The 23,657-nt window shown below is 44.1% G+C and carries 25 protein-coding genes; 24 read left to right on the top strand and 1 reads right to left on the bottom strand.

What is annotated here, in order from left to right:
* Positions 1–63 precede the first annotated feature (63 nt).
* From V7654_RS08735 to V7654_RS08670, 14 genes are all read left to right on the top strand, one after another.
* Positions 64–1,389, top strand: coding sequence for a phenylacetate--CoA ligase family protein (locus V7654_RS08735; RefSeq protein ID WP_335429955.1), 1,326 nt, complete (start codon positions 64–66; stop codon positions 1,387–1,389).
* 20 nt (positions 1,390–1,409) lie between these two features.
* On the top strand, positions 1,410–2,363 hold the full coding sequence (gene paaA, locus V7654_RS08730) for a 1,2-phenylacetyl-CoA epoxidase subunit PaaA (RefSeq protein ID WP_335429954.1): 954 nt from the start codon (positions 1,410–1,412) through the stop codon (positions 2,361–2,363).
* A 112-nt stretch (positions 2,364–2,475) separates the two neighbouring features.
* The gene (paaB, locus tag V7654_RS08725) at positions 2,476–2,823 is read left to right on the top strand and encodes a 1,2-phenylacetyl-CoA epoxidase subunit PaaB (RefSeq protein WP_335429953.1); all 348 of its coding nucleotides are present in this window, start codon (positions 2,476–2,478) and stop codon (positions 2,821–2,823) included.
* Positions 2,820–3,638, top strand: a complete 819-nt coding sequence (gene paaC, locus V7654_RS08720; RefSeq protein ID WP_335429952.1) for a 1,2-phenylacetyl-CoA epoxidase subunit PaaC — start codon at positions 2,820–2,822, stop codon at positions 3,636–3,638. Before paaB ends, paaC begins: the two co-directional genes overlap by 4 nt.
* A gap of 6 nt (positions 3,639–3,644) precedes the next feature.
* Positions 3,645–4,127: a 1,2-phenylacetyl-CoA epoxidase subunit PaaD gene (gene paaD / locus V7654_RS08715; protein WP_335429951.1), complete on the top strand. Its 483-nt coding sequence runs from the start codon at positions 3,645–3,647 to the stop codon at positions 4,125–4,127.
* 144 nt (positions 4,128–4,271) lie between these two features.
* A complete protein-coding gene (locus V7654_RS08710) occupies positions 4,272–4,580 on the top strand; it encodes an EthD family reductase (protein WP_335377477.1) in 309 nt (102 codons plus the stop codon).
* Complete coding sequence (locus V7654_RS08705; RefSeq protein ID WP_335429950.1) at positions 4,573–5,352, top strand: enoyl-CoA hydratase-related protein; 780 nt, start codon at positions 4,573–4,575, stop codon at positions 5,350–5,352. Before V7654_RS08710 ends, V7654_RS08705 begins: the two co-directional genes overlap by 8 nt.
* 13 nt (positions 5,353–5,365) lie before the next feature.
* A complete protein-coding gene (locus V7654_RS08700; protein WP_335429949.1) occupies positions 5,366–6,139 on the top strand; it encodes an enoyl-CoA hydratase-related protein in 774 nt (257 codons plus the stop codon).
* 36 nt (positions 6,140–6,175) lie between these two features.
* Entirely contained in the window at positions 6,176–7,693 is a 1,518-nt protein-coding gene (locus V7654_RS08695) for an aldehyde dehydrogenase family protein (RefSeq protein ID WP_335429948.1), read from the top strand.
* 149 nt (positions 7,694–7,842) lie between these two features.
* On the top strand, positions 7,843–8,718 hold the full coding sequence (locus tag V7654_RS08690; protein ID WP_438825270.1) for a 3-hydroxyacyl-CoA dehydrogenase: 876 nt from the start codon (positions 7,843–7,845) through the stop codon (positions 8,716–8,718).
* A 12-nt stretch (positions 8,719–8,730) separates the two neighbouring features.
* Positions 8,731–9,939 carry a 3-oxoadipyl-CoA thiolase gene (gene pcaF / locus V7654_RS08685; RefSeq protein ID WP_335429947.1) on the top strand — a complete coding sequence of 403 codons (1,209 nt, stop codon included), beginning with the start codon at positions 8,731–8,733 and terminating at the stop codon, positions 9,937–9,939.
* A complete protein-coding gene (locus V7654_RS08680) occupies positions 9,940–10,716 on the top strand; it encodes an enoyl-CoA hydratase-related protein (RefSeq protein ID WP_335429946.1) in 777 nt (258 codons plus the stop codon).
* 135 nt (positions 10,717–10,851) lie between these two features.
* The gene (paaX, locus tag V7654_RS08675; RefSeq protein WP_335429945.1) at positions 10,852–11,727 is read left to right on the top strand and encodes a phenylacetic acid degradation operon negative regulatory protein PaaX; all 876 of its coding nucleotides are present in this window, start codon (positions 10,852–10,854) and stop codon (positions 11,725–11,727) included.
* Between the two features lie 22 nt (positions 11,728–11,749).
* On the top strand, positions 11,750–11,941 hold the full coding sequence (locus V7654_RS08670) for a hypothetical protein (RefSeq protein ID WP_335429944.1): 192 nt from the start codon (positions 11,750–11,752) through the stop codon (positions 11,939–11,941).
* 42 nt (positions 11,942–11,983) lie between these two features.
* Here V7654_RS08670 and V7654_RS08665 read toward each other — a convergent pair whose 3' ends face one another.
* Positions 11,984–12,502, bottom strand: coding sequence for a gamma carbonic anhydrase family protein (locus tag V7654_RS08665; protein ID WP_335429943.1), 519 nt, complete (start codon positions 12,500–12,502; stop codon positions 11,984–11,986).
* Between the two features lie 73 nt (positions 12,503–12,575).
* On the opposite strand from V7654_RS08665, the gene V7654_RS08660 reads away from it, so the two are divergent.
* From V7654_RS08660 to lpdA, 10 genes are all read left to right on the top strand, one after another.
* Positions 12,576–13,523, top strand: a complete 948-nt coding sequence (locus V7654_RS08660) for an NAD(P)H-dependent flavin oxidoreductase (protein ID WP_335429942.1) — start codon at positions 12,576–12,578, stop codon at positions 13,521–13,523.
* A gap of 361 nt (positions 13,524–13,884) precedes the next feature.
* Positions 13,885–14,883: an ABC transporter substrate-binding protein gene (locus tag V7654_RS08655; RefSeq protein ID WP_335429941.1), complete on the top strand. Its 999-nt coding sequence runs from the start codon at positions 13,885–13,887 to the stop codon at positions 14,881–14,883.
* A gap of 18 nt (positions 14,884–14,901) precedes the next feature.
* Entirely contained in the window at positions 14,902–15,933 is a 1,032-nt protein-coding gene (locus V7654_RS08650; protein WP_335429940.1) for an ABC transporter permease, read from the top strand.
* The gene (locus V7654_RS08645) at positions 15,908–16,702 is read left to right on the top strand and encodes an ABC transporter ATP-binding protein (protein WP_335429939.1); all 795 of its coding nucleotides are present in this window, start codon (positions 15,908–15,910) and stop codon (positions 16,700–16,702) included. Before V7654_RS08650 ends, V7654_RS08645 begins: the two co-directional genes overlap by 26 nt.
* A gap of 234 nt (positions 16,703–16,936) precedes the next feature.
* A complete protein-coding gene (locus V7654_RS08640; RefSeq protein ID WP_335429938.1) occupies positions 16,937–17,326 on the top strand; it encodes a thioesterase family protein in 390 nt (129 codons plus the stop codon).
* A 61-nt stretch (positions 17,327–17,387) separates the two neighbouring features.
* On the top strand, positions 17,388–18,494 hold the full coding sequence (locus V7654_RS08635; protein WP_335429937.1) for a Leu/Phe/Val dehydrogenase: 1,107 nt from the start codon (positions 17,388–17,390) through the stop codon (positions 18,492–18,494).
* Between the two features lie 46 nt (positions 18,495–18,540).
* Positions 18,541–19,611, top strand: a complete 1,071-nt coding sequence (gene pdhA, locus V7654_RS08630; protein ID WP_335429936.1) for a pyruvate dehydrogenase (acetyl-transferring) E1 component subunit alpha — start codon at positions 18,541–18,543, stop codon at positions 19,609–19,611.
* Positions 19,608–20,603 carry an alpha-ketoacid dehydrogenase subunit beta gene (locus V7654_RS08625; RefSeq protein ID WP_335429935.1) on the top strand — a complete coding sequence of 332 codons (996 nt, stop codon included), beginning with the start codon at positions 19,608–19,610 and terminating at the stop codon, positions 20,601–20,603. Before pdhA ends, V7654_RS08625 begins: the two co-directional genes overlap by 4 nt.
* An 11-nt stretch (positions 20,604–20,614) precedes the next feature.
* Positions 20,615–21,970 carry a dihydrolipoamide acetyltransferase family protein gene (locus V7654_RS08620; protein WP_335429934.1) on the top strand — a complete coding sequence of 452 codons (1,356 nt, stop codon included), beginning with the start codon at positions 20,615–20,617 and terminating at the stop codon, positions 21,968–21,970.
* The gene (gene lpdA, locus V7654_RS08615) at positions 21,971–23,404 is read left to right on the top strand and encodes a dihydrolipoyl dehydrogenase (protein WP_335429933.1); all 1,434 of its coding nucleotides are present in this window, start codon (positions 21,971–21,973) and stop codon (positions 23,402–23,404) included.
* Positions 23,405–23,657 lie beyond the last annotated feature (253 nt).

Below are 23,657 nucleotides of genomic sequence, written 5' to 3'. Positions count from 1 at the left end.
TATTGTGTTACGGTAATATAACGTTATATAAATAAAATTTTATGTAATGCAGGGGGCGAAATCTTGATTTTACATGAAATCGAAACAAAGAGCCGTGAGTTTATTGAAGAAATTCAACTTCAGAGGCTTAGGGCTACATTAGAAAAAGTTGCCCAGCGTGTGCCTTTTTACCGTGAGAAGTTTGAAAAAGCCAATTTCTCTCCAGAAATGCTTAATAGTTTGGAAGATTTGGAAGCGCTTCCGTTTACCGAGAAGCAGGACCTGCGAGATAACTATCCATTTGGATTGTTCGCAGTGCCGCAAAGTGAGATGGTAAGGGTTCATGCTTCATCTGGAACAAGTGGAAAGCCGACAGTCGTTGGCTATACCAAGAATGATATTGAAATGTGGAGTGAGATTGTTGCTAGATCAATCGCTCTTGCTGGCGGTGAGCCAGGCAAATTCCTTCATAACGCATATGGATACGGACTTTTTACCGGAGGTCTTGGACTTCACTATGGAAGCGAAAAGCTTGGGATGGTGACTGTTCCTGTCTCTGGAGGGAATACGCAAAGACAAATCATGCTGATTGAAGACTTTAAGCCTGAAGTCATTTGCGGAACGCCATCCTACATTTTAAATATTGCTGAAACAATGGAAGAGATGGGGAAGGATCCGCGACAAACATCATTAAAATACGGTATTTTTGGCGCTGAACCTTGGTCTGAAGAAATGAGAAACACTCTTGAAGAAAAATTGAATATCAAAGCTTGCGATATTTATGGTTTGAGTGAAGTCGTTGGACCAGGTGTTGCAAATGAATGTCACGAAGCACAGGCAGGACTTCATGTTGCAGAGGATCATTTTTACGTCGAGGTCATCGATCCTGAAACCATGAAGCGGGTACCTGATGGTGTGGAGGGAGAACTCGTTTTCACGAGTCTTACTAAAGAAGCTTTCCCGATCATACGCTACCGGACAGGAGATATTGCTTCTCTGACCAGGGAGAAATGCAGCTGCGGCAGGACAACTGTGAGAATGTCGAGGGTTAAGGGACGAATCGATGACATGCTGATTATCAATGGTGTCAACGTTTTCCCATCACAAATTGAACATTGTCTGCTGACAGTTCCAGAACTAGCCCCGCATTATCAGATACAGATTTTACAAAAGCGGACCTTAAAAGTGCTTGAGCTGCATGTTGAGATGAATGAGGAATTTTTTACAGCGATAGACGAAGATCCTATTTCTGACAACGTGTATATCCTTGAACAAAGAATTCAAGCATTACTTAAAAGTCAGTGCCTGATCTCAATTGAAGTTCGGGTCCATCGCCCAAAAACGATTCCGCGTTCGGAAGGCAAGGCAGTCCGGATTGTCGATAAAACTAAGGAACCAATCGGAACATAATTTTTAAGGAGGCCAGCAGCATGGTAAATCCAATTTCTTATGATCAGCTTTCTGAAGAAGCGAAATATCAGCAGTTCATGGCGAGGATTGAAGCAGGCGAGAAAATTGAAGCAGATGACTGGATGCCGGATGACTACAGAATGACGCTGATCAAGCTGATTTCGATGCATGGCATCAGTGAAATAATGGGTGCTCTACCGGAAAAGGAGTGGGTTCCTAAAGCCCCTTCATTAAAGAGAAAGCTGGGAATCATGGCAAAAGTGCAGGATGAAATGGGCCATGGTCAACTGCTTCTGCGCGTCGCGGAGGATTTGATGAAGCCGCTAGGGAAGTCGAGGGAGAATATCATTCAAGACTTGCTTTCAGGCGACTTGAAATTCCATAACGTCTTTCATATGGAAGCAAAAACATGGGGTGACGCAGGGCTGATCGGCTGGCTGGTCGATGGTGCTGCGATCATTACACAGACGAATATGCTGGATGCTTCATATGGACCATATGCAAGAGCATTGAAGCGAATCTGCGCAGAAGAGGTTTTTCATGCTCAGCACGGAGAGGCAATCATTATGGCACTAGCTGAGGGAACGGATGAACAAAGAGCAATGATCCAGGATTCCATCAATCGCTGGTGGGAAGCATTGCTGATGTTCTTCGGGCCAGGAGACGCATCAACAACCGGGACATCTAAACAGGATACAACAATTAAATATGGAATCAGGACAAAAACAAACGAAGAGCTCCGCCAGGATTTCTTCACAAAGTATATACCAAGAGTCCTATCCCTTGGCTTGAAACTACCAGATGAAACGATGCATTTTGACCAGGAAAGCGGCATGTGGCAATACAAGCAGCCAGATTGGAACAAATTCAAGCAAATCATCAAAAACAACGGCCCAAAATCAAAAGAACGACTAAGACTAAGAGAAATCTCATACAGCAACAACAAATGGGTCATCGACGCACTAAGCAATTAACACTTTAAAGCAGTGGGGGTCAGACCCCGATAAGGTGAAGCGTTAAAGCGATGGGGGACTGACCCCCGGCGCGGTGAAGTGATAAAGTTCCGCAGGAAAGGAGGAGAGTTGGATGTCTGGGAAGGGTTTTTACCAGGAGTTTGAGGTGTTCAGTAAGCGGACGGATACTTCGCCTTTGCAATACCAGTTTTCGCTGCTGGCACCGAACCATGAGCTTGCGCTTGTGATGGCGCAGGAGAATTTTATGAGACGTGAGCCGGTGGCGGATATATGGGTTGTCAAACGGGATGATGTCCGGAAAATGACGCTTGAGGAACGGCAGACCTTGCAAAGGCTGGACAATAAGGACTACCGGAATACAAAGGGTTATGGCTATCTGAAAAAGAAATGGCGCCATTATGAGCAGGGCATGCTTGATGAAAAAGAAATTATGTCATGGGGAGGGAAGCAGGAAAAATGAGATTGACACTTGAAGATGCCATGAAAAATGAATCTTACCGCCAGGCAGCGGTAGAGCTCCTTTTCCAGCTTGCTGATGATGATTTCATCCTCGCTTACCGCGGTTCTGAGTGGCTGGGCCTTGCTCCGCACATAGAGGAAGATGTCGCGTTTTCATCGATCAGCCAGGATACGATGGGCCATGCCGCAATGTTTTATCAGCTTCTTCACGATTTAGGAGCAGGTGATCCAGACGAACTCGCTCATGCCAGACCGGCCGCAGACAGAAAGAATGCGATTTTGCTGGAAAAAGTAAATGGCCCTGGAACTTATTTGACTGAACCTCATTATGACTGGGCATTTGCTGTTGTCAGGAACTATTTCTTCGCTCAAGCGAAGAAGGTTAAGATCGAGTCGCTGAAGAACTCATCTTACCAGCCATTGGCAGAGGCAGCAGTTAAGGTGAACATGGAGCTTTACTACCATCTGCTGCACTGGAAAACCTGGTTCTCACAACTTGTCCGCGCAGGTGGAGAAGCAAAGACGAGGATGGAAACAGCAATGGTGACTGTTTTTGAGGAACTTGAAGGCCTGTTCTCCTTGGGAGCCAAAGGCAATGAGTTTACACAACATAATTTAATAGAGTCAGAGGAAGCCCTGAGAACTAAATGGGTGCAAATGATGTTACCTGTTTTCGAATCACTTGACCTTAAGCTGCCAGAGAAATTCGGCATGAAGAGCGGCAATGGACGAAATGGTGATCATACTTCGGAGTTGCAGGCTGCACTGGATACTTTAGGTGAAGTGTATAAAATTGATGCGGCAGCAAGCTGGTGATGGATGATGCTAAAAGATAAGGTCATGGCAGCACTCCAATTTGTCAAGGATCCTGAAATCGACAGTGTATCGATCATCGAGCTTGGAATGCTTGAAGAATTGGAATTCACGCCAGATGGTGTTTTGATTAAACTTTTGCCGACTTTCATGGGGTGCCCGGCCTTGGACATTATCAAGAAAAATGTGGTCAATGCGGTCGAGGCGATTGATGAAATCAAAAAGGCCGAAGTCCAGTTCATTTTTCATCCGCCATGGACTTCCGACAGGGTATCTAATATTGGCAGGCAGCGTTTGAAGGAATTCGGAATCGCCCCTCCGCCCAGACATATTACCGAAACAGGAGAGTGGCAGGCGGATTGCCCTTATTGCGGCTCGACATACACGACGATGGAAAACCTTTTTGGTCCTACAGCATGCCGAAGCATTTTATACTGCAAAGCCTGCAAGAATCCATTCGAGGCAATGAAGCCAGTATCCACTTTGATGTGACATGCTTGGCCAAAAAGTGCATGGGATGTCAGATCAAATGATTAATAGCTTTAAGAATTACAGCATATATTCACTTTGGTGAAAAAACACTTGAAGAACCAAATTGCAACAAAAAAATCAATTTAACAAAGGGAGAGATTATTAATGGTAAAACTAATCGCACTTTACAAGCATCCACAAGACAAAGAGGCTTTTGATAAGCATTATTTTGAAACACATGCTCCACTGACAGCTAAAATTCCAGGGCTTCGTAAAATGGAAGTAACTCGTATTGTCGGCAGCCCAATGGGCGGGGAAGGCAAATATTATCTAATGTGCGAAATGTACTATGATGACCATGAAGCATTAAAAGCTGGAATGAAATCACCTGAAGGTAAGGCTTCTGGAAAGGATGTTATGAGTTTTGCTGGTGATCTGGTCACGTTGATGATCGGTGAAGAGCAAGATGAATAGAAACTATGAACTAATCGAAACCTCTGTCAAAGGGGAGATTGGACTCATTGAGCTTAATCGCCCCAAGGTTCTTAATGCGCTGAACAGGCAAATGGTTTCAGAGGTCCTTTCAGCGATGGAGGACTATGACAATGACCCTGCAATCAAAGTCATTTTTTTAGCAGGCAAGGGCAGGGCGTTTGCGGCGGGTGCTGATATCGATGAAATGATGGATGCCGATGCAATCAGCATGGAAACGCTGAACCAGTTCACAGATTGGGATCGTCTGGCATGGACCAAGAAACCTGTGATCGGAGCGGTACATGGCTTTGCTCTCGGTGGCGCTTTTGAACTGGCACTTTGCTGTGACATGCTATTTGCTGCAGAAAATGCGGAGTTCGGCTTTCCGGAAGTAAACCTTGGCGTTATGCCAGGTGCCGGTGGGACTCAAAGGCTGACAAAGCTTGTCGGGAAAACAAAGGCGATGGAATGGATTCTAAGCGGAAAGCGCATTTCTGCAAAAGAAGCACTGCAATACGGCATCATCAATTCGACTTTTTCTGAAGAAGTCTTGATGGAAGAAACGCTGAAATTCGCAGATACGATTGCGAAACAGGCCCCTGTTGCAGTAAGACTCATCAAAGAATCAATCTTAAAAGCAGTTGACTATCCTTTATATGAAGGCATGCAATACGAGCGCAAAAATTTCTATATGCTTTTTGCCACTCAGGATCAGAAGGAAGGCATGAGGGCTTTTAAGGAAAAAAGAAAGCCAGAGTTTAAAGGGAAATAGGGGGTACATAGCATTGTTTGAAACCGTTTTGTATGAAGTGCGGAATCAGGTAGCCTACATCACCCTGAACCGCCCTGATAAATTGAATGCCTTCACTGAACAATTAAACAAGGAACTCCAGATGGCCATCAAAAATGCTTCCCGCGATAAAAGTGTAAGAGCGTTGGTTATTACTGGAGCCGGCAGAGCGTTCTGCTCTGGGGAAGACCTCTCTGGTGTCTCTGAAGAAATGGACCATGGAGAAGTACTTCGTAAGCGGTATAACCCAATGCTTCTTGAACTAGACCGTTGTGAAAAACCGGTAATCGCAGCTGTTAACGGAGTTGCGGCAGGTGCAGGAATGAGCCTTGCTCTTGCATGTGATTTCCGTATAGCCTCAGAAAAAGCTAGTTTCGTAGAAGCCTTCATCCATGTCGGACTCGTTCCAGATGCCGGAAATTTATATTATCTGCCTCGGCTTATCGGTCACGCAAAAGCGATGGAACTAGCCGTTTTCGGTGAAAAGGTTCCGGCTGAAAAAGCGAAGGAGCTTGGCCTTTTAACAGAGGTCATTCCAATGGAAGAGTGGGATGAAAAGGTAGCTGCTTTTGCAGAAAGGCTTGCCAATATGCCAACAAAGGCAATCGGTTTGATAAAAAGAAGCCTGAAAGCAAGCTGGCACTCCAATCTTGAAGAATTTTTAGAAAGGGACGCACAAAGCCAAAGGATTGCTGGTCAAACAGCTGACCACAAGGAAGGCGTCCAATCATTTCTGGAAAAAAGAAAACCAGTTTTCAAAGGCGAGTAATAGAAACAGTTAATCCACCAAAAGGAGATGGTACGCGTGACTACAGTTAAAGAACAAAAATTCGAATCAATGTCAGTAAAACGCGAAACATATCAGCTGATTATTAACGGAGGCCGTCAGGATAGCACAAACGGCCAAACGTATAAAGTCTTTAATCCAGCAACAGGTGAAGAGGTTGCTACAGTTGCGAAAGCATCCAAGGAAGATGCTGAACTGGCAGTACAGGCTGCAAGAAATGCATTCGATTTCGGAAAGTGGCGCCATTTTCCTGTTAACAAGCGCTCTCGTACTTTGAATAAAATCGCTTCAATTATGAGATCCCGTTTCAACGAACTAGTTGAATTGGAGATTCTTGATACAGGTAAATCTCTTGCTGCGGCTCAGGGACAGGTTATGCAGGCAATTGAAGATTTCGAGTTTTACGCTGGTGCAATTGTCAGCCACCGCGGCTCAGTCAACAGTATGCCAGGAGCTTTCCAGAACATCACCGAAAAAGAGCCTGTTGGCGTATGTGCACAAATCATTCCTTGGAATTATCCATTAATGATGGCTGCTTGGAAAATCGCTCCGGCAATTGCTGTAGGATGTTCGGTTATTGTAAAACCTGCATCACTGACACCTTTAACAGCAATCGTTCTTGGTGAAATCTGCATTGAAGCTGGCGTACCTGAGGGTGTCGTAAACGTCATTCCTGGATCAGGTTCAGAAATCGGAAACTATCTTGTTGAACATGAAAAGGTAGATAAAGTAGCTTTCACAGGTTCAACGCCAATTGGCAAGGATATCATGGCAAGAGCCTCTCAAACTCTTAAACGCGTAACACTGGAATTAGGCGGCAAATCTCCAAGCATCATTTTTGATGATGCAGACATAGATGCGGCTGTATATGGATCCTTGTTCGGAATCTTCTATAACACTGGACAGTCGTGCGAAGCGCGCTCCAGACTGTATGTTCATGAGAATGTTTACGAGGAATTTATGGAAAAATTCGTCGCTAAAACAAAGCAGTTGAAGCTTGGCAATCCGTTTGATAAAGAAACCCATGTCGGTGCTGTTATCAGCGAGGATCAGCTGAATGTAATCGATGGCTATGTAAAATCTGCACAGGCAGACGGAGCAGAAATTTTAACAGGCGGCAAGGCTGCTACCCTTGAAGGCTATGAGAATGGCTACTGGTATGAGCCTACAATCATCGCTGAAACAAACCACAGCATGAAGGCAGTAAAAGAAGAAATCTTTGGGCCAGTAGTAGTGGTCATGAAATTTAAGGATGAAAAAGAAGCTGTTAAGCTTGCGAATGATAGTGAGTATGGACTGGGGTCAGCAATCTGGACGAAGGATTATGGGCGTGCGACAAGAGTGTCTAAGCTAATCCAGGCTGGTATTGTTATGGTTAACTGCCCATTCTCCGCATTCCCTGGAACACCTTTCGGCGGCTATAAGCAATCTGGTTTTGGCCGAGAGCTGTGCATTGAAACGCTTGATCTATATACAGAAACAAAGAGTATTGTTTCTTATTATGGCAGCCGCCCGCTGAACCCGTTTAATCTGTAGAAACGTGGCGAGCACTCATTATTGCGGGTGCTCGCCTTTTATTTTTAGGTATAGATAAAGCTCATTATTGATTGTGCAATATTTTGAGTCGAGCGGAAATCAACTGACAGGTTTAGCGGAGCCAATTTTTAATAAGGAGGACAATTATAATGAAGAAACTCGTCGTAATCGGTTCTGGCGTTATGGGCAGAGGCATCGCTTATGTCAGCTCTTTAGGCGGATTTGATACAGTATTGATCGATGTTGAAGAAAAGCAACTGCGCAATGCAGAGCAGGAAATCAACAGTATTTTTGAAAAAGGAATGGCACGCGGTAAAATCACTGAAGATGATATGGAATCAGCAAAAACAAGACTTAAATATTCTAATTTTCTTGTTGATAACGTCAAGGATGCTGATTTGATCATTGAGGCCGTACCGGAAAAAATGGATATTAAAAGGACGATTTTTGAGGTTATCGACCAGCATGCACCAGCACATTGTCTGTTTGCATCAAACACATCGACGATGAGTCCAACGGAAATCGCGTCGTTTACAAAGCGACCTGAAAAAGTGATTGCTATGCACTTCTTTAATCCTGTTCATAAAATGCCGCTTGTAGAGATTGTCCGTGGTCTGGAAACAAGCGATGAAACAGCAGAAATCATCAAACGGGCTGCCATCCAAATGGGCAAGGAAACGGTCGTCGTCAATGAATTCCCTGGGTTTGTGACAAGCAGGATCAGCGCGCTTGTCGGAAATGAAGCATTTTACATGTTGCAGGAAGGCGTAGGGACCGCGGAGGAAATTGATAAGGCAATCAAACTTGGGCTGAATTATCCAATGGGTCCATTTGAATTAGGTGATTTAGTAGGATTGGATACACGTCTCAATAATTTGAAGTATCTGCATGAAAAGCTCGGTGAAAAATACAGGCCTGCTCCGCTGCTCGAGCAATACGTGAAAGCAGGAAGGCTTGGCAGGAAAACCGGCCGCGGAGTCTATGATTATAGAACTTCGCCAGAAACAGCTGGTTCGACTAAGTAAAGGAGGATGTCAATGAGAGAGGTTGTAATTGTTGATGCAGTCAGGACACCGATTGGAAGATATAACGGCAGCCTGAGCCAGGTCCGTCCGGATGATTTAGGAGCAGTTGTCATCAAGGCGCTAATCGAACGAAATCCAGGAGTGCCTGCAAGAGGCATTGAAGAGGTCGTGCTAGGGAATGCCAACCAGGCAGGTGAGGATAACCGGAATGTGGCCAGGATGTCAGGTTTATTAGCAGGCCTTCCTGTAGAGGTTGCTGGGACGACCATCAATCGTTTGTGCGGATCTGGGTTGGATGCTGTGAACTATGCGGCTAGGTCAATTTTAGCCGGAGAAGGTGACATCTTCATCGCGGGAGGAACCGAAAGCATGACACGAGCACCATTTGTCATGGCAAAGCCGCAGGCAGAATTTCCAAGAGGAAATATGGAGATGTTCGACACAACGATTGGCTGGCGATTCGTGAATGACAAGCTAAAGGAAATGTACGGTACGGACAGTATGCCGGAAACGGCTGAAAACGTTGCGAAAAAGTATGATATTTCTCGTGAAGCTCAGGATGAGTTTGCTGCTGAAAGCCAGCTTCGAGCTCAAAAGGCTATGGAAGCAGGGCGTTTTGAAAACGAGATCGTACCTGTCCTATATGAGGATAAAAAGGGTAATAAGACGATAATTGACCGCGATGAGCATCCGCGTCCTGGAACGACAGTTGAAAAATTAGCAAAGCTGAAGCCACTCTTCAAGAATGGAACGGTCACTGCTGGAAATGCGTCCGGAGTAAACGATGGTGCTTCTGCATTACTATTGATGAGCCGGGAAAAAGCAGACCAACTAGGAGTAAAGCCGCTGGCTCGTTATGTTGTTTCAGCGACGGCCGGCCTAGAGCCATCGATTATGGGGATGGGACCGGTTTATGCTGTGGAAAAAGCGTTAAAAAGAGCGGAATTATCTGTTGCGGATATTGACCTCATCGAGCTGAATGAAGCATTCGCTGCCCAGTCTTTAGGCTGTATCCAGGAACTAGGTCTCGACCAGTCACGAGTCAATGTCAACGGAGGGGCAATCGCTTTTGGACATCCACTTGGGGCGAGCGGTGCAAGGATTTTAACGACTCTTTTGTATGAAATGAAAAAACGGGATTCTAAATATGGCCTTGCGACAATGTGTGTTGGAGTAGGCCAGGGAATCGCAACGATTATTGAAAATATAGGAGAGAGTTAAATGAAATATATCAAATTCCAGAAGGAACAGCATATCGCTTATATCACGATTGATCGACCTGAATCACTGAACTGCTTTAATTACGAAACGCTGCAGGAGCTTGGCAATGCAGTAGAAAGCCTGCATACAGATCCAGATGTAAGAGTGGTAATTTTTACAGGGGCTGGTGACAAGGCATTCAGCGCCGGCGCGGACTTGAAGGAACGAAAAAATCTCTCAGAGGCCGAAGTACGTCGAAATGTGAAGAAAATCAGGGATGTCTTTAGCGCGGTTGCAGAATTGCCTCAGCCGACGATTGCGGCTGTGAATGGGTTTGCTTTTGGCGGGGGATTCGAACTGATGCTTGCATGTGATTTTAAAATTGCCGCAGAAAGTTCCTTGATGGGCATGACAGAGGTAAGCTGGGGCATCATCCCAGGTGCTGGCGGGACACAGCGTCTTTCAAGGCTCATCGGGGAAATGAAGGCGAAGGAATTGATTTTTACTGCAAGAAAGATCTCAGCTGAAAAAGCTCTCGAGCTTGGTATTTTAACTGAGGTGGCAGCAAAAGAAAACGTCATGACAGTTTGCAAGGAGTTAGCAGATGAAATCCTGCAAAATGCTCCAATAGCTGTTAGACAGGCGAAGTATGCCATCCAGCATGGAAGCAGCACCGCCCTGCAGACAGGGCTTGCAATAGAGTCGAAGGCGTATGAAGTCACGATTCCAACAAAGGATCGTGTTGAAGCTTTAAATGCTTTTAGCGAGAAACGAAAACCTGTTTTTACAGCAGAATAAGACTTATCCATAGGGACAATTCCCTATGGATTTTTACTATTTAAGCAATTTGTTTTTGCAAAATAATGATAATACTGTAAAATATTCTATAACGGATTTTTTCCGTTCAACTAAAAAAATGAGGATGACAAAAGCTTGAATACTAGATCAATGATTTTTACACTTTATGGTGACTATATATCCCATTATGGGAGCAAGATTTGGATTGGCAGCCTGATTCGGCTGCTTAACGAATTTGGCCACAACGATCAGTCTGTTAGAGCCGCCATTTCAAGGATGAACAAGCAAGGATGGGTGCAGGCTGAGAAGATTGGCAACAAGAGCTATTATTCGCTGACCCCCCGCGGCCAAAAAAGGATTGATGAAGCGGGTAAGCGTATCTTTAAGCTGAAGCCTGAAGGATGGGATGGCAAATGGAGAATCCTGATGTATACGATTCCTGAGGAAATCCGGAATGTCCGCGATGAGCTTCGGAAGGAATTAATCTGGAGCGGGTTCGGTTCGATGTCAAACAGCTTTTGGATATCGGCTAACAATCTTGAAAGGCAAGTAAATGATTTAATTGAAAAATACGAGATTAAACAGTACGTTGATTTCTTTGTTGCAGAATACAATGGTCCCCATGAAAATCAGAGATTGGTAGAAAAAAGCTGGGATTTACATGATATCAATGCTAAGTACCAGGATTTCATCAGCGAATACAGCCAGAAATACATCATTGATAAAAACAAGATTCAAAAGGGAAGCATGTCAGACGCCGAATGCTTCGTTGAGCGGACAAAGCTCGTACATGAATACAGAAAGTTCCTGTTCTTCGATCCAGGACTGCCAGAGGAGCTATTGCCTGAAAAATGGCTCGGCAGCCACGCCGCGGCACTCTTTAGTGAATATTACAAGGAGCTGGCTGAGCCCGCATCCCGTTTCTTCGAGTCCGTCTTTAAAGAAGGCAATGAAATTAAGCATAAAGCTGTAGATTATGATGTAATGGACCATCCGTATATCATGGAATGATTGTTAGAGGCACAAATCATCTATGGTTGTGTCTCTTTTCATTTTTTACCGGCAAACACCGATTACATACGGTAAACTATGGGAAACTTTTGACCGTGAAGGATACAAGAACAAGAAGGGAATGGCCGAAATAGAGGTAGTAGAAGCTGGTATGTTCGGCAAGGAAGACTTGCCGGAATACGAAATGGAAATCTGGGTGCCGGTTGAATCATAAAAGAGCCTGAAATCTCTTCAGGCTCTTATTTAACGCGATAACCTAAATACTCTTTAAGTGCTCTCGGTATTCCTTGCCCTTTTGGACATATGTATCGATTGAGAGCTGGATCAATTCCAAATCCTTTTCGCCAATTTCCCTTACGACCTTTCCAGGTGCTCCAATCACTAAGGAGCGCGGTGGGATTTTCTTCCCGGCAGGTATCAGAGTATTAGCTCCGATAATACATTCCTCGCCAATTTCAGCGCCATCAAGAATGGTCGAGCCCATGCCAATGATACATCTTTTTCTGATGGTGCAGCCATGCAGAATGGCATTATGCCCAACGGTCACTTCATCTTCAATGACCAGCGGCGATCCTTCATACAAGTGGCAAGTGACATTGTCCTGAATACTGCAGCTTTCCCCGATGGTAATCGTATCCTCATCTCCGCGCAAAACAGCATTGAACCATACACTTGTATTCCTGCCAATATTTACGTCGCCAATAATATAGCTCCCTGGTGCCTGGAACACTGTTTCATCGACTGAAGGTTTTTTATCCAGATAGGAAAGAATCATGAAACCACTCCTTTTCTTAATTGTCTTAATTTTAAAATTAGTATAACATTATTATAACGAAGGGGGAATTTTTGTGAATGGAATTACTTCTGTTCTGGGCATAAAATATCCAATCATCCAGGGTGGAATGGGGAATATCAGCAATGCTGCTTTAACCGCGGCTGTTTCAGAGGCGGGTGGTCTTGGAACGATTGGTGCTGGCACGATGTCCGCCGATGAAGTGGAAAAGATAATTGTTGAAACAAAAGCGAGGACATCTATGCCGTTTTCAGTAAATGTGGCATTAAGTGTTTCTCCGAATGCGGTGGAAGTGCTGAGACTGGCTGTTAAACATCAGGTTCCTGTTGTCACTCTTTCTGCAGGCAATCCAGCACCTTTTATTCCTAAACTGCATGAAGCAGGCATAAAGGTTATTGCAGTAGTTGCTTCTGTTAAACAGGCAAAAAAAGCTGAAGAAGCTGGGGCAAATATTTTAGTAGCAGAAGGATATGAGGCTGCTGGCATCAATTCAAATCTTGAAACTACGACTCTTGCCCTTATTCCTCAAATTGTCGAACATGTCAATATACCCGTTGCAGCAGCTGGAGGAATCGGGGACGGCAAAGGTCTTGCTGCCATGCTGGCATTGGGAGCATCTGGGATTCAAATGGGAACAAGATTTATCGCTACCAGGGAAGCTCCATTTCATGAAGCCTATAAGCAAAAATTATTGCAGGCAACCGATCATGAAACCGTAATTGTGGGGAGGTCTGTTGGAAGGATCCGCAGGCTGTTGAACACCCCATACGCAGAGAAGCTGCTTGAGGCTGAAAAGCAGGGTATTACCGCAGATGAGTTTGCTGAGCTGACTTCTGAAGAACTGCATAAAAAAGGTGCGCTGGAAGGGAATGTAGAGCGAGGGTTCATGAATGGCGGACAGGTCTCCGGATTGATTTCCGATATTCCAACTGTTCAGGAACTGCATGACCGAATGGTAAAAGAGGCGAAGGAACGGCTTCGAATATCAGTAGATTTAATATGAATGACCAAGCATGCTTCGAATAGGAGCGTGCTTTTTATAGCTGAAAAAAATTTTTTATTATTATTTTTGTAAAACATCTTGCTAGTTTAGCAAAGTGATGGTTTAATTAATAATTAAAAATCTAAACATACTAAATGTTCGGAATATTATTGACACTATTTTTACCTGGTGTTAATATAACGTTATATTTACGGTGTTCATAGTGAATATCATACATTTTGAAATCGTTTTCAAAAAACTTTCCATGTTTAGTACAACTTATGCAAAAACCGTTTCAAAATTGGTGCGTTCCGGCAGCTTGCAAGTCTTAAGTCTACATAGTAATTTTTGCCGGTTTATAAAAATATCAAGGGGGATCTTTATGAAAAAATCAGTGAAAGCTATTTCTCTTGTCCTAGCCAGTGCCCTGTTAATGGCTGGATGCGGAGGAAAGGAAGCATCAAACGGCGCTTCTGACAAAAAACAGTACAAGATTGGATTGACGCAATTTGCTGAGCATCCATCACTTGATGCTGCAACAGAAGGGTTCAAAAAAGCTCTAGAAGATAAGGGATTCAAAGAGGGCGATAATGTAAAGTATGACTTCCAGAATGCCCAGGCTGATATGAACAATACAGCATCGATTGCGAACAACTTTGTAGGTGACAAGGTTGACCTGATTTTTGCAAACGCAACTCCTAGTGCAGTTGCAGCACTTAATGCAACAAAAGATATACCGATTATCTTTACTTCGGTAACGGATCCTGTGGGGGCAGGTCTTGTCGAATCATTTGATAAGCCTGGTGACAACATTACTGGTACTACAGATAATCATCCAGAAGCAACTAAAAAGACGATTGATTTTATGACAAAGGAAGTTGGAGCGAAGAAAATCGGCGTCATCTACAATGCTGGTGAGCAAAACTCTGAAGTCCAGCTGAAAGAAGTCAAAAAGCTAGCTGAAGCAAATGGTGCGAAGGTAGTTGAAGCGTCTATCTCAACATCTGCAGAAGTTAAACAGGCAGCTGAATCTCTCGTTGGCCGTGTCGATGCCATTTATGTACCGACTGACAATACGGTAGTTTCTGCACTTGAATCAGTCATATCTGTTGCGAATGGAAAGAAGATTCCTTTATTCGTTGGAGAACTGGATTCCATGAAGCGTGGAGCGGTTGCGGCAAGCGGATTTAACTACTACGATATCGGTTACCAATCAGGACTGATGGCTGCAGAAATTTTATCAGGCAAAAAGAAAGCATCTGAAATTCCTGTTGAGCTTCCTGATTCATTGACATTAACAATCAACAAAAAAGCAGCTAAGGAACAAGGCGTCGAAGTGAAGGAAGCTTGGGGAGAAGACGCTGAGTTCTACGAAGAATAAGAGAAAGGATGATACATCTTGTTTACTGCAATATTTGGAGCATTTGAGTCAGGTATCATTTATGCGATCATGGCTCTCGGCGTATATTTATCCTTTCGAGTACTAGATTTTCCAGATTTGACGGTTGACGGCAGTTTCGTAACAGGAGCTGCGGTTGCCGCCATCATGATCGTGAACGGAGCAAATCCATTTGTTGCTACAATGACCGCGCTGATTGCGGGGTTCATCGCTGGCTGTTTAACAGGGTTTATCCATACAGTCGGAAAGGTAAATGCACTCTTGTCAGGTATCCTGATGATGATTGCCTTGTATTCTATCAATCTCAGAATCATGGGTAAATCGAATGTGCCTTTATTAAACACAGATACTGCAATGACTGCTGTAAGAGACTTTTTTGATAAAACGGGCATTGATTCATTTTTCAATGGTATCCTGACAGCAGCTGGACTTGGTGACAGTCTGCCAAGAACATGGGGAATCCTTTTGTTCATGGTGATTGTAACTTTTGCTCTAAAATTTATTACCGATGCTTTCCTAAAGACTGAAATCGGTTTGGCAATTCGTGCTACAGGTGATAACAAAAGGATGATCCGGAGCTTTTCTTCCAATACGAACTTAATGATTATTCTCGGCCTTGGCCTTTCGAATGCAATGGTTGCCTTTTCTGGAGCATTGATTGCCCAGCAAGGTGGCTTCGCGGATGTTGGAATGGGAATTGGGATGATCATCATAGGTCTTGCTTCTGTTATTATTGGTGAGGCTCTTTTCGGTACAAAATCGATTGCACGGACTACACTGGCTGTCATTGGCGGTTCGATCATTTACCGAATCGTTGTAACGCTGGCACTAAGGGTAGAATTCCTTGAGCCAGGAGATATGAAACTGATTACAGCAGTCATTGTTATCCTTGCGTTGACTGCACCAAAAATGATTGATAGCTACAAAGAGAAAAAACGGAAGGTCAAAAGGCAGCTTGAAGGCTTGCAAATGGTAAGCTTACCTTCTGAAGGAAAGGGTGAGGCTGGTGCTGCACTTAAATCAGATTCATAGAGTCTTTAACGAGGGTACGCCAGACGAAAAGATTGCCCTTGATAATATCAATCTCACTTTGAAAAAAGGGGATTTTGTTACGGTAATTGGGAGTAACGGCGCTGGCAAATCAACGTTGATGAATATCATTTCCGGCGTGATGCTTCCTGACCACGGGCGAGTCTCCCTTGACGGAAAAGATGTCACGTATATGTCAGAGTATAATCGTTCAAAGATGATTGGCCGTGTATTCCAGGATCCGATGGCTGGAACCGCACCAAGTATGACAATTGAGGAAAACCTCGCAATTGCCTATTCAAGGAACAAGCGCCGTTCACTCGTGCTAGGCGTGACGAAAAAACGGCGCGACTTATTCAAAGAAGTACTGGAATCGCTGCACCTCGGTCTTGAAAATAGACTGAACGCTAAAGTAGGATTACTGTCAGGAGGAGAGCGGCAGGCGTTGTCACTGCTGATGGCGACATTTACGGAGCCATCAATTCTCTTGCTTGATGAGCATACTGCAGCCCTTGATCCATCCCGTGCTGAGTTGATCACGAATTTGACAAAGGAAATCGTCGAAAAATACCATTTGACGACCCTGATGGTTACTCATAATATGCAACAGGCACTTGACCTTGGCAACAGGCTGATCATGATGGATAAAGGTCAGATTATCTTTGAAGTAAATGAAGAACAAAAAGCAAAGCTTACGATCGAAGATTTGCTTAATGAATTCCAGCGGATACGCGGGACCAAGATGGCAAGCGACCGGGCATTGCTTAGTTAGAATATTAAGGACCAATCAGCTATTATATGGCTGCTTGGTCCTTTTTTCTGTTCTCCAAAGGGAGATAAGATAACTATTTTTCATTTAACCCAACCAAAGAGAAAATATTATATCACTATTACTTTGAGAAAATACCAAAATTTCTTACAATTTATTGACCATTTATTTAACGAAATGTTATGATAACGTTAAATAAACGTTATACATATTTACAACTTGGAAAGGTGGGATATGATGCGCGATGGCTTAACAGCAGGCAAATCGGCCACCATCAATGTCATAGTTACACCCGATATGTTTGCAAGCTTTGAGGGAAAGCTTATCCATCCAGTATACTCTACGGTATCAATGGTATATCACATGGAATGGGTCTCAAGGCAAATTATCCTTCCGTTTTTGGAGGATCATGAAGAAGGGATGGGCGGAGCAGTGACTGTGAAGCATATTGCCCCATGCATTGAAGGCGCAGAGGTTTTGATTACTGCTACTGTTACTGATGTGCATGCTAATACAATTATAACCAACGTGAAGGCTGAATGCCGTGGTCGACTCGTTGGGGTAGGAGAAGTGAAGCAAGTCATCCTTCCTAAAACGAAAATAACTGAATTATTAACAGGAAGCTAAAAAAATTTGCGCTAAAATGAAAGCGCTAACACGATTTAACGGAATAAAGGGGGAAAGAGAAATGGATATGTTTGAACAAATCAGAGAGCACGAACAGGTTGTATTTTGTAATGATGAAGCTACAGGATTAAAGGCGATTATTGCGATTCACAGTACAAGATTAGGACCTGCTTTGGGAGGGTGCCGCATGTACCCATATAAAACAGTGGATGATGCACTAGAAGATGTACTTCGTCTTTCAAAGGGAATGACATATAAATGTGCAGCTGCAGATGTAGATTTTGGCGGAGGAAAAGCGGTTATTATCGGTGATCCTGCCAATGATAAGAGTCCGGAGTTATTCAGGGCATTTGGACAATTTGTAGAATCGATCCAAGGCCGTTTCTATACAGGCACGGACATGGGAACTGATCCAGAAGATTTTGTTCACGCATTAAAGGAAACAAACTGCATTGTAGGTGTGGATGAAGTATATGGCGGCAGTGGGGATTCTTCCGTTCCGACCGCACAGGGCGTTATTTATGGATTGCAGGCAACCAGCAAAGCACTTTGGGGAACAGACGATTTATCCGGAAAATCCTACTCAATCCAGGGTTTAGGAAAGGTTGGCTACAAGGTTGCAGAATACTTGCTTGAGAACGGTGCAGATCTATATGTAACAGATATCAACCAGAAGGCGATTGACCAGATTGTGCAGAAAGCACAGGAAATGGGTGCTGGAATCAAGGTTGTGGGCAGTGATGAAATTTATTCCCAGCCAGCTGATGTATTCATCCCATGCGCAATGGGCGGAGTAATTAATGATGATACAATTCCGCAGCTTCAGGTCAAAGCAGTTGTCGGTTCTGCAAATAATCAGCTGAAGGAAGTGCGTCATGGGCTTATCCTACAGGAAAAAGGAATTCTTTATGCTCCGGACTATATCGTCAACGCTGGCGGCTTAATCCAGGTAGCGGATGAACTGTATTCACCTAATAAAGAGCGCGTCTTAATGAAGACGAAAGCAATCTATAATTCTCTATTGAATGTGTACAGCCAGGCTGAACGTGAAGGAATCACAACAGTAGAAGCGGCAAATAAGTTCTGTGAAAACAGGATTGAGGCAAGAACGCGGCGTAACAGCTTTTTCTCTCATATGAAACGCCCAAAATGGGCAGTGAGAATGTAATAGATTTATAGTTTATTAAAATCAGACTTTAAAAAAGGGTGAGCCGATGGATAAACTTTTTCCGATTTTTCAAGTGATGGATCAAAACGGAAATATCGTGTCCGAGGAACATAAGTATTTAGTTACAGAGGAACGTGTGAAAAAATTCTTTTCAGAAATGGTCAGGATTCGTATGTTTGACCGAAAATCAATCAGTCTGCAGCGCCAGGGGAGAATCGGGACGTATGCTCCATTTGAAGGCCAGGAGGCTTCACAGGTAGGTACAGCCCTAGCGCTGAAAAGCGATGATTGGTTGTTCCCGACATACCGGGACCACGGGGCGGCTATGGTATTTGGCCATTCACTAAGAAACATTTTGTTGTTCTGGAATGGACGGAATGAAGGCTGTGTTCCGCCGGATGGGAAGAAGATTTTTCCTCCGGCAATACCGATTGCGACGCAGATTCCTCATGCTGCTGGCGCAGCATTTGCAGAAAAACAAAAGGGAACGAAGAATGCCGCTATCTGCTATTTTGGCGATGGCGCTACTTCCGAGGGCGATTTTCATGAAGGATTGAATTTTGCAAGCATCTTTAAGTCTCCGGTTGTTTATTTTAACCAAAATAATCAGTATGCGATTTCTGTTCCAATCAGCAAGCAAATGAACTCCGCTACGATTGCACAAAAGGCGATTGCTTATGATATACCAGGAGTAAGAATTGACGGGAATGATGTATTTGCAGTTTATCTGGAAACAGAGAGAGCACTTGAACGCGCTCGAAGCGGGGAAGGTCCTACATTGATCGAATCGGTGACGTGGAGATATGGAGCCCACACGACAGCGGATGATCCAACGAAATATCGAGACCAGGGAGATAGTGCAGTAAGGCGGATGGAAACAGATCCACTACTTCGACTTGAACGCTGGATGAAAAATGAAGGTGTTTATGATGAAGCGTGGGTTAAGGATATCGAGGCGAAAGCTAGCGCAGAAATTGATGCTGCGGTCCATGAAATGGAGAGCTTCCCGGCTGCCGATCCTGCTGTGATTTTTGATTATGTTTTTGAAAAACCGACATGGACGATTGAGAAGCAAAAGCGGGAATACCTTGAGTTGATTGGTGGTGAGGCGCAATGAATACAGCTGTTCAAACAAAGACATTAACACTTGTTCAGGCGATAACTGATGGTCTTGATACGATGCTTGCAGAAAGCAAGGATGTCATTCTACTTGGAGAGGACATCGGGAAAAATGGAGGAGTGTTCCGTGCAACTGACGGACTTCAGGAGAAATACGGAGAAGACCGTGTTGTCGACACTCCTTTAAGTGAAGCAGGATTTGTCGGAGCAGCAATCGGCATGGCGGTAAATGGTTTCCGTCCGGTAGTTGAAATCCAGTTCCTTGGTTTCATCTATCCGGCGTACGAACAGATTATGACTCATGCATCTAGATTGAGAATGCGGACATTGGGCCATTTTACGGTACCGATGGTAATCCGCGCTCCTTATGGCGCAGGAGTTCGTGCTCCAGAAATCCATTGTGATAGTACGGAATCACTTTTCACTCATATGCCAGGCATAAAGGTTGTTTGTCCATCCAATGCTTATGATGCAAAGGGTTTGATGATTGCCGCGATTGAAGATCCAGATCCCGTTTTGTTCCTTGAACCGATGAGGAGCTACCGCTCTTCCAGGGATGAGGTGCCTGAGGGCAAGTACACCGTGGAAATCGGGAAGGGTAAGAAGCTTACCGAAGGAGAAGATGTCACCGTCATCGCATGGGGAGCAATGATACCTGTTGTCATGAAGGCGGCTGAAGAAATGAAGAATAAAGGGATTGACTGTGAGGTGCTTGATTTAAGGACTCTTTATCCGATTGATAAAGACCTGGTCATTGAGTCTGTCCAAAAGACAGGTCGAACAGTCATCGTCCATGAAGCACACGCGACCGGAGGAACAGGCAGCGACCTGATTTCCCTGATCAATGATGAAGCATTCCTATATCAAAAAGCACCTGCAGAGCGAGTAACTGGCTATGATACGCCGGTGCCTTACTTTGGATTCGAAGACCATTATCTGCCGACCCCAATAAGAGTCGCAGCTGCAATTGAGAAAGTGATGAAGTTTTAGGAGGCGTGCCAATGGTTGAAGTTAAGCTCCATGATATTGGGGAAGGGATGACTGAAGCGGATATTAACTGTTACCTCGTTAAAGCTGGTGATTTTGTTAAGGCTGATGACCCATTGGTTGAGGTTCAGACGGATAAAATGACCGCGGAAATCCCTGCACCTCGATCAGGAATTGTTAAGCAAATACTTTTAAGTCCAGGTGAAACGGTCAAGGTAGGAACCACGCTGTTGATTATGGAGGATATGCCTTCAAACAGTGCAGAAACGTCAGTCGAGAAGCTTGATTTGAATGATAGCCATATCGAAGCAGAAGCTCAGCCCGTGCCAGGACTTAATTTGCTGAATCGGCCTATGAATGGCGTTTTAACAGAAGGTGAAAGCAAAAAGCCGAAGCGTATTTTAGCATCACCTTATACGAGGAAAATTGCCCGGGAAAATAACGTCAACATATTAGATGTTACCGGTTCAGGACCTGCCGGGCGAATAGTTGATGAAGATGTATATACTTTTATTAAAAGAAGAGATTCTAAGGCTGCGAACGATTCTGAAGGTGCTTCTGTATTAAAGGTTTCGAAGGTTTCAGAACATGGTTCCGAAGCGAAGGTTCTGAATGATTCGGAAGGTGGTTCTGAACTTGCTCGGAATGAGGTTCCGAAGCATTCAGAAGCACTGCATTCAGATATATTACCGTTTAGAGGCCGCAGGAAGCAGATTGCAAAAAAGATGGTTCAGTCGCTATACACGATTCCGCATTGCACTCATTTTGAAGAAATCGATGTGAGCGAGCTGATCTGCTTCAGGCAGGAACTTAAGGATGCTGGAAATTCGATTTCAGCCACTGCTTTTTTCATCAAAGCCTTGTCAATTGGCTTAAAAGAATTCCCTGTATTCAATGCGAAGCTTGACGAAGAAAACGAAAGCATCCAACTTTTGCGTGAGCACCATATCGGAATCGCGATCGATACTCCTGATGGACTGATCGTTCCAGTCATTAGGAATGTTGAGCAGAAAAATTTAAAGCAAATTCATGAAGAGATGAAGAGGCTGACGAAGCTTGCGCTAGACGACAAGCTGACGGTCAAGGATATTTCGGGTGGTACATTCACAATCAGCAATGTAGGACCGCTTGGCGGAAGTATTGGTGCGACACCGATTATCCAGCATCCGCAGACTGCTCTCGTTTCCTTCCATAAAACAAAGAAGCGTCCGGTTGTGACTGAACAGGATGAAATAGCGATCCGTTCAATCATGAATCTTTCAATGGCCTTTGATCACCGAGTAGCGGATGGGGCGACAGCTGTTGCTTTTACCAACCGTTTTGCCCAGTTGATTGAAAATCCAAAAATGATGCTGCTGGAGTTGATGTAAATGGTCGTTGGTGAACTTGCACATGAAAAAGATCTAGTCATCATTGGCGGAGGACCTGGCGGATATCATGCGGCAATCAGGGCAGCGCAGCTTGGGAAAAATGTCACTTTAATAGAAAGAGATCAGCTCGGCGGGATTTGCCTGAATAAGGGCTGTATCCCTTCGAAGGTGATGACCCATGGAGCGGAAAGACTGGTGGCTGCCAAGCAGGATGAGTTGCTTGGAATTGAATCTTCGGGGATACATTTTGAGATTCAAAAGCTGCTAAGCTATAAAAATCAAGTCGTCAAGCAGCTTCGCGATGGAGTCGAAGCATTATGTAAGGTGAATAAAATTGAAGTTGTGAAAGGCAGCGCTTTTTTCCTGTCGGATGAAAAAATCGGCGTCGAAAATGAAGACAGCTATGAAGTTTATCGATTTAATGAAGCAATCATAGCTACTGGAGGTACTCCAGTGAAATTGGAAGGTGTACCGGTATCTGATGAGAGATTCATAGATATTTGGTCGATCGCCGATTTGGCTGAAGTCCCTGAACATCTCATCGTGCTTGGAAGTGACTCGATCGCCTTGGAAATGGCAATGACCTTTCAGGCATTCGGTTCAAAGGTAACCCTCGTTTTAAATGAAGGAAAAGAGGACTTTTCATTCGACTCCAGCATTAATAGAGAATTAAACAGGGTGTTAAAGAAGTCCGGTATTTCTATTGTTAAAGGCTTCTCATTTGAGGAAGTTAAATTAACAGTAGATGCTGTTTCTGTTACCCTTGATAGTTCAAAGGGTCAGAGGACTGTTGAAGGCAGTCATTTATTTTATTCTCTTGGCGTGAAGCCTCAAATAGATCAATTAGGTATAGATCGGCTGGGAATGAAAATGTCTGCAGAAGGTTTTATTTTAACAGACCAAAAAGGCCGTACTTCGATTGAGAGGATCTTTGCAATCGGTGATGTAACAGAAGGACCACAGCTTGCAGTCAAGGCAATTAAACAAGGCAAGACTGCTGCGGAGACAATTTGCGGCAGGGCAAGTGAAAATGACCTTACTTTTATTCCGCATATTGCCCGGACACGGCCGCCGATTGCCTGTTCAGGGTTAACCGAACAGGAAGCTGAGCTGCAAGGATATGAAGTTGGCGTTGGAGAATTTTCAATGTCTGCCAACGGATTCGCGACGATTCTTGGTAAAAAAGAAGGCCTTGTGAAGGTAGTCTTTGATAAGGAAAGCGATTTGCTGTTAGGCGTCCATTTAATCGGCCAAGGAGCAGTTGAATTGATTTCAAACGGGATCCAGGCTTTGGAGATGGCTGCGCGTGATGAGGATATAAAGTTTCCGTCCTACCCGCATCCATGCATAAATGAAGCACTGCTTGAAGCTGTAGAGGCGTTTAAAGGGGAAGCGATTCATAGCGTGCCGAAGAAGCAGAAGGTGAAGGTTTAGAGCTGGTTATTAAAATGTGCCAACTGGTGAAAAAATGATTCCAACCGGTGAAAAATTCACTCCAACCGGTGAATAATCGAGCCCAACCGGTGAAAAAACACTTCCAACTGGTGAAAAAAAATTAAACTGCTCATTTTAAAGATAGATTGATAGAAAAAACGTATAAAAAGATACTTTTGGATCTTCAAATAAATATTATTTTCAAATCAAGATCGAAAAAGTGTGAAAAAATCATTTCCCTTCACCACGTAAA

This window comes from Bacillus sp. JJ1609 (assembly GCF_036967045.1).
Taxonomy (GTDB): domain Bacteria; phylum Bacillota; class Bacilli; order Bacillales; family Cytobacillaceae; genus Mesobacillus.
The sequence above is the reverse complement of the archived record's forward strand: the minus strand, read 5'-3'. Positions and strand labels throughout refer to the sequence as shown.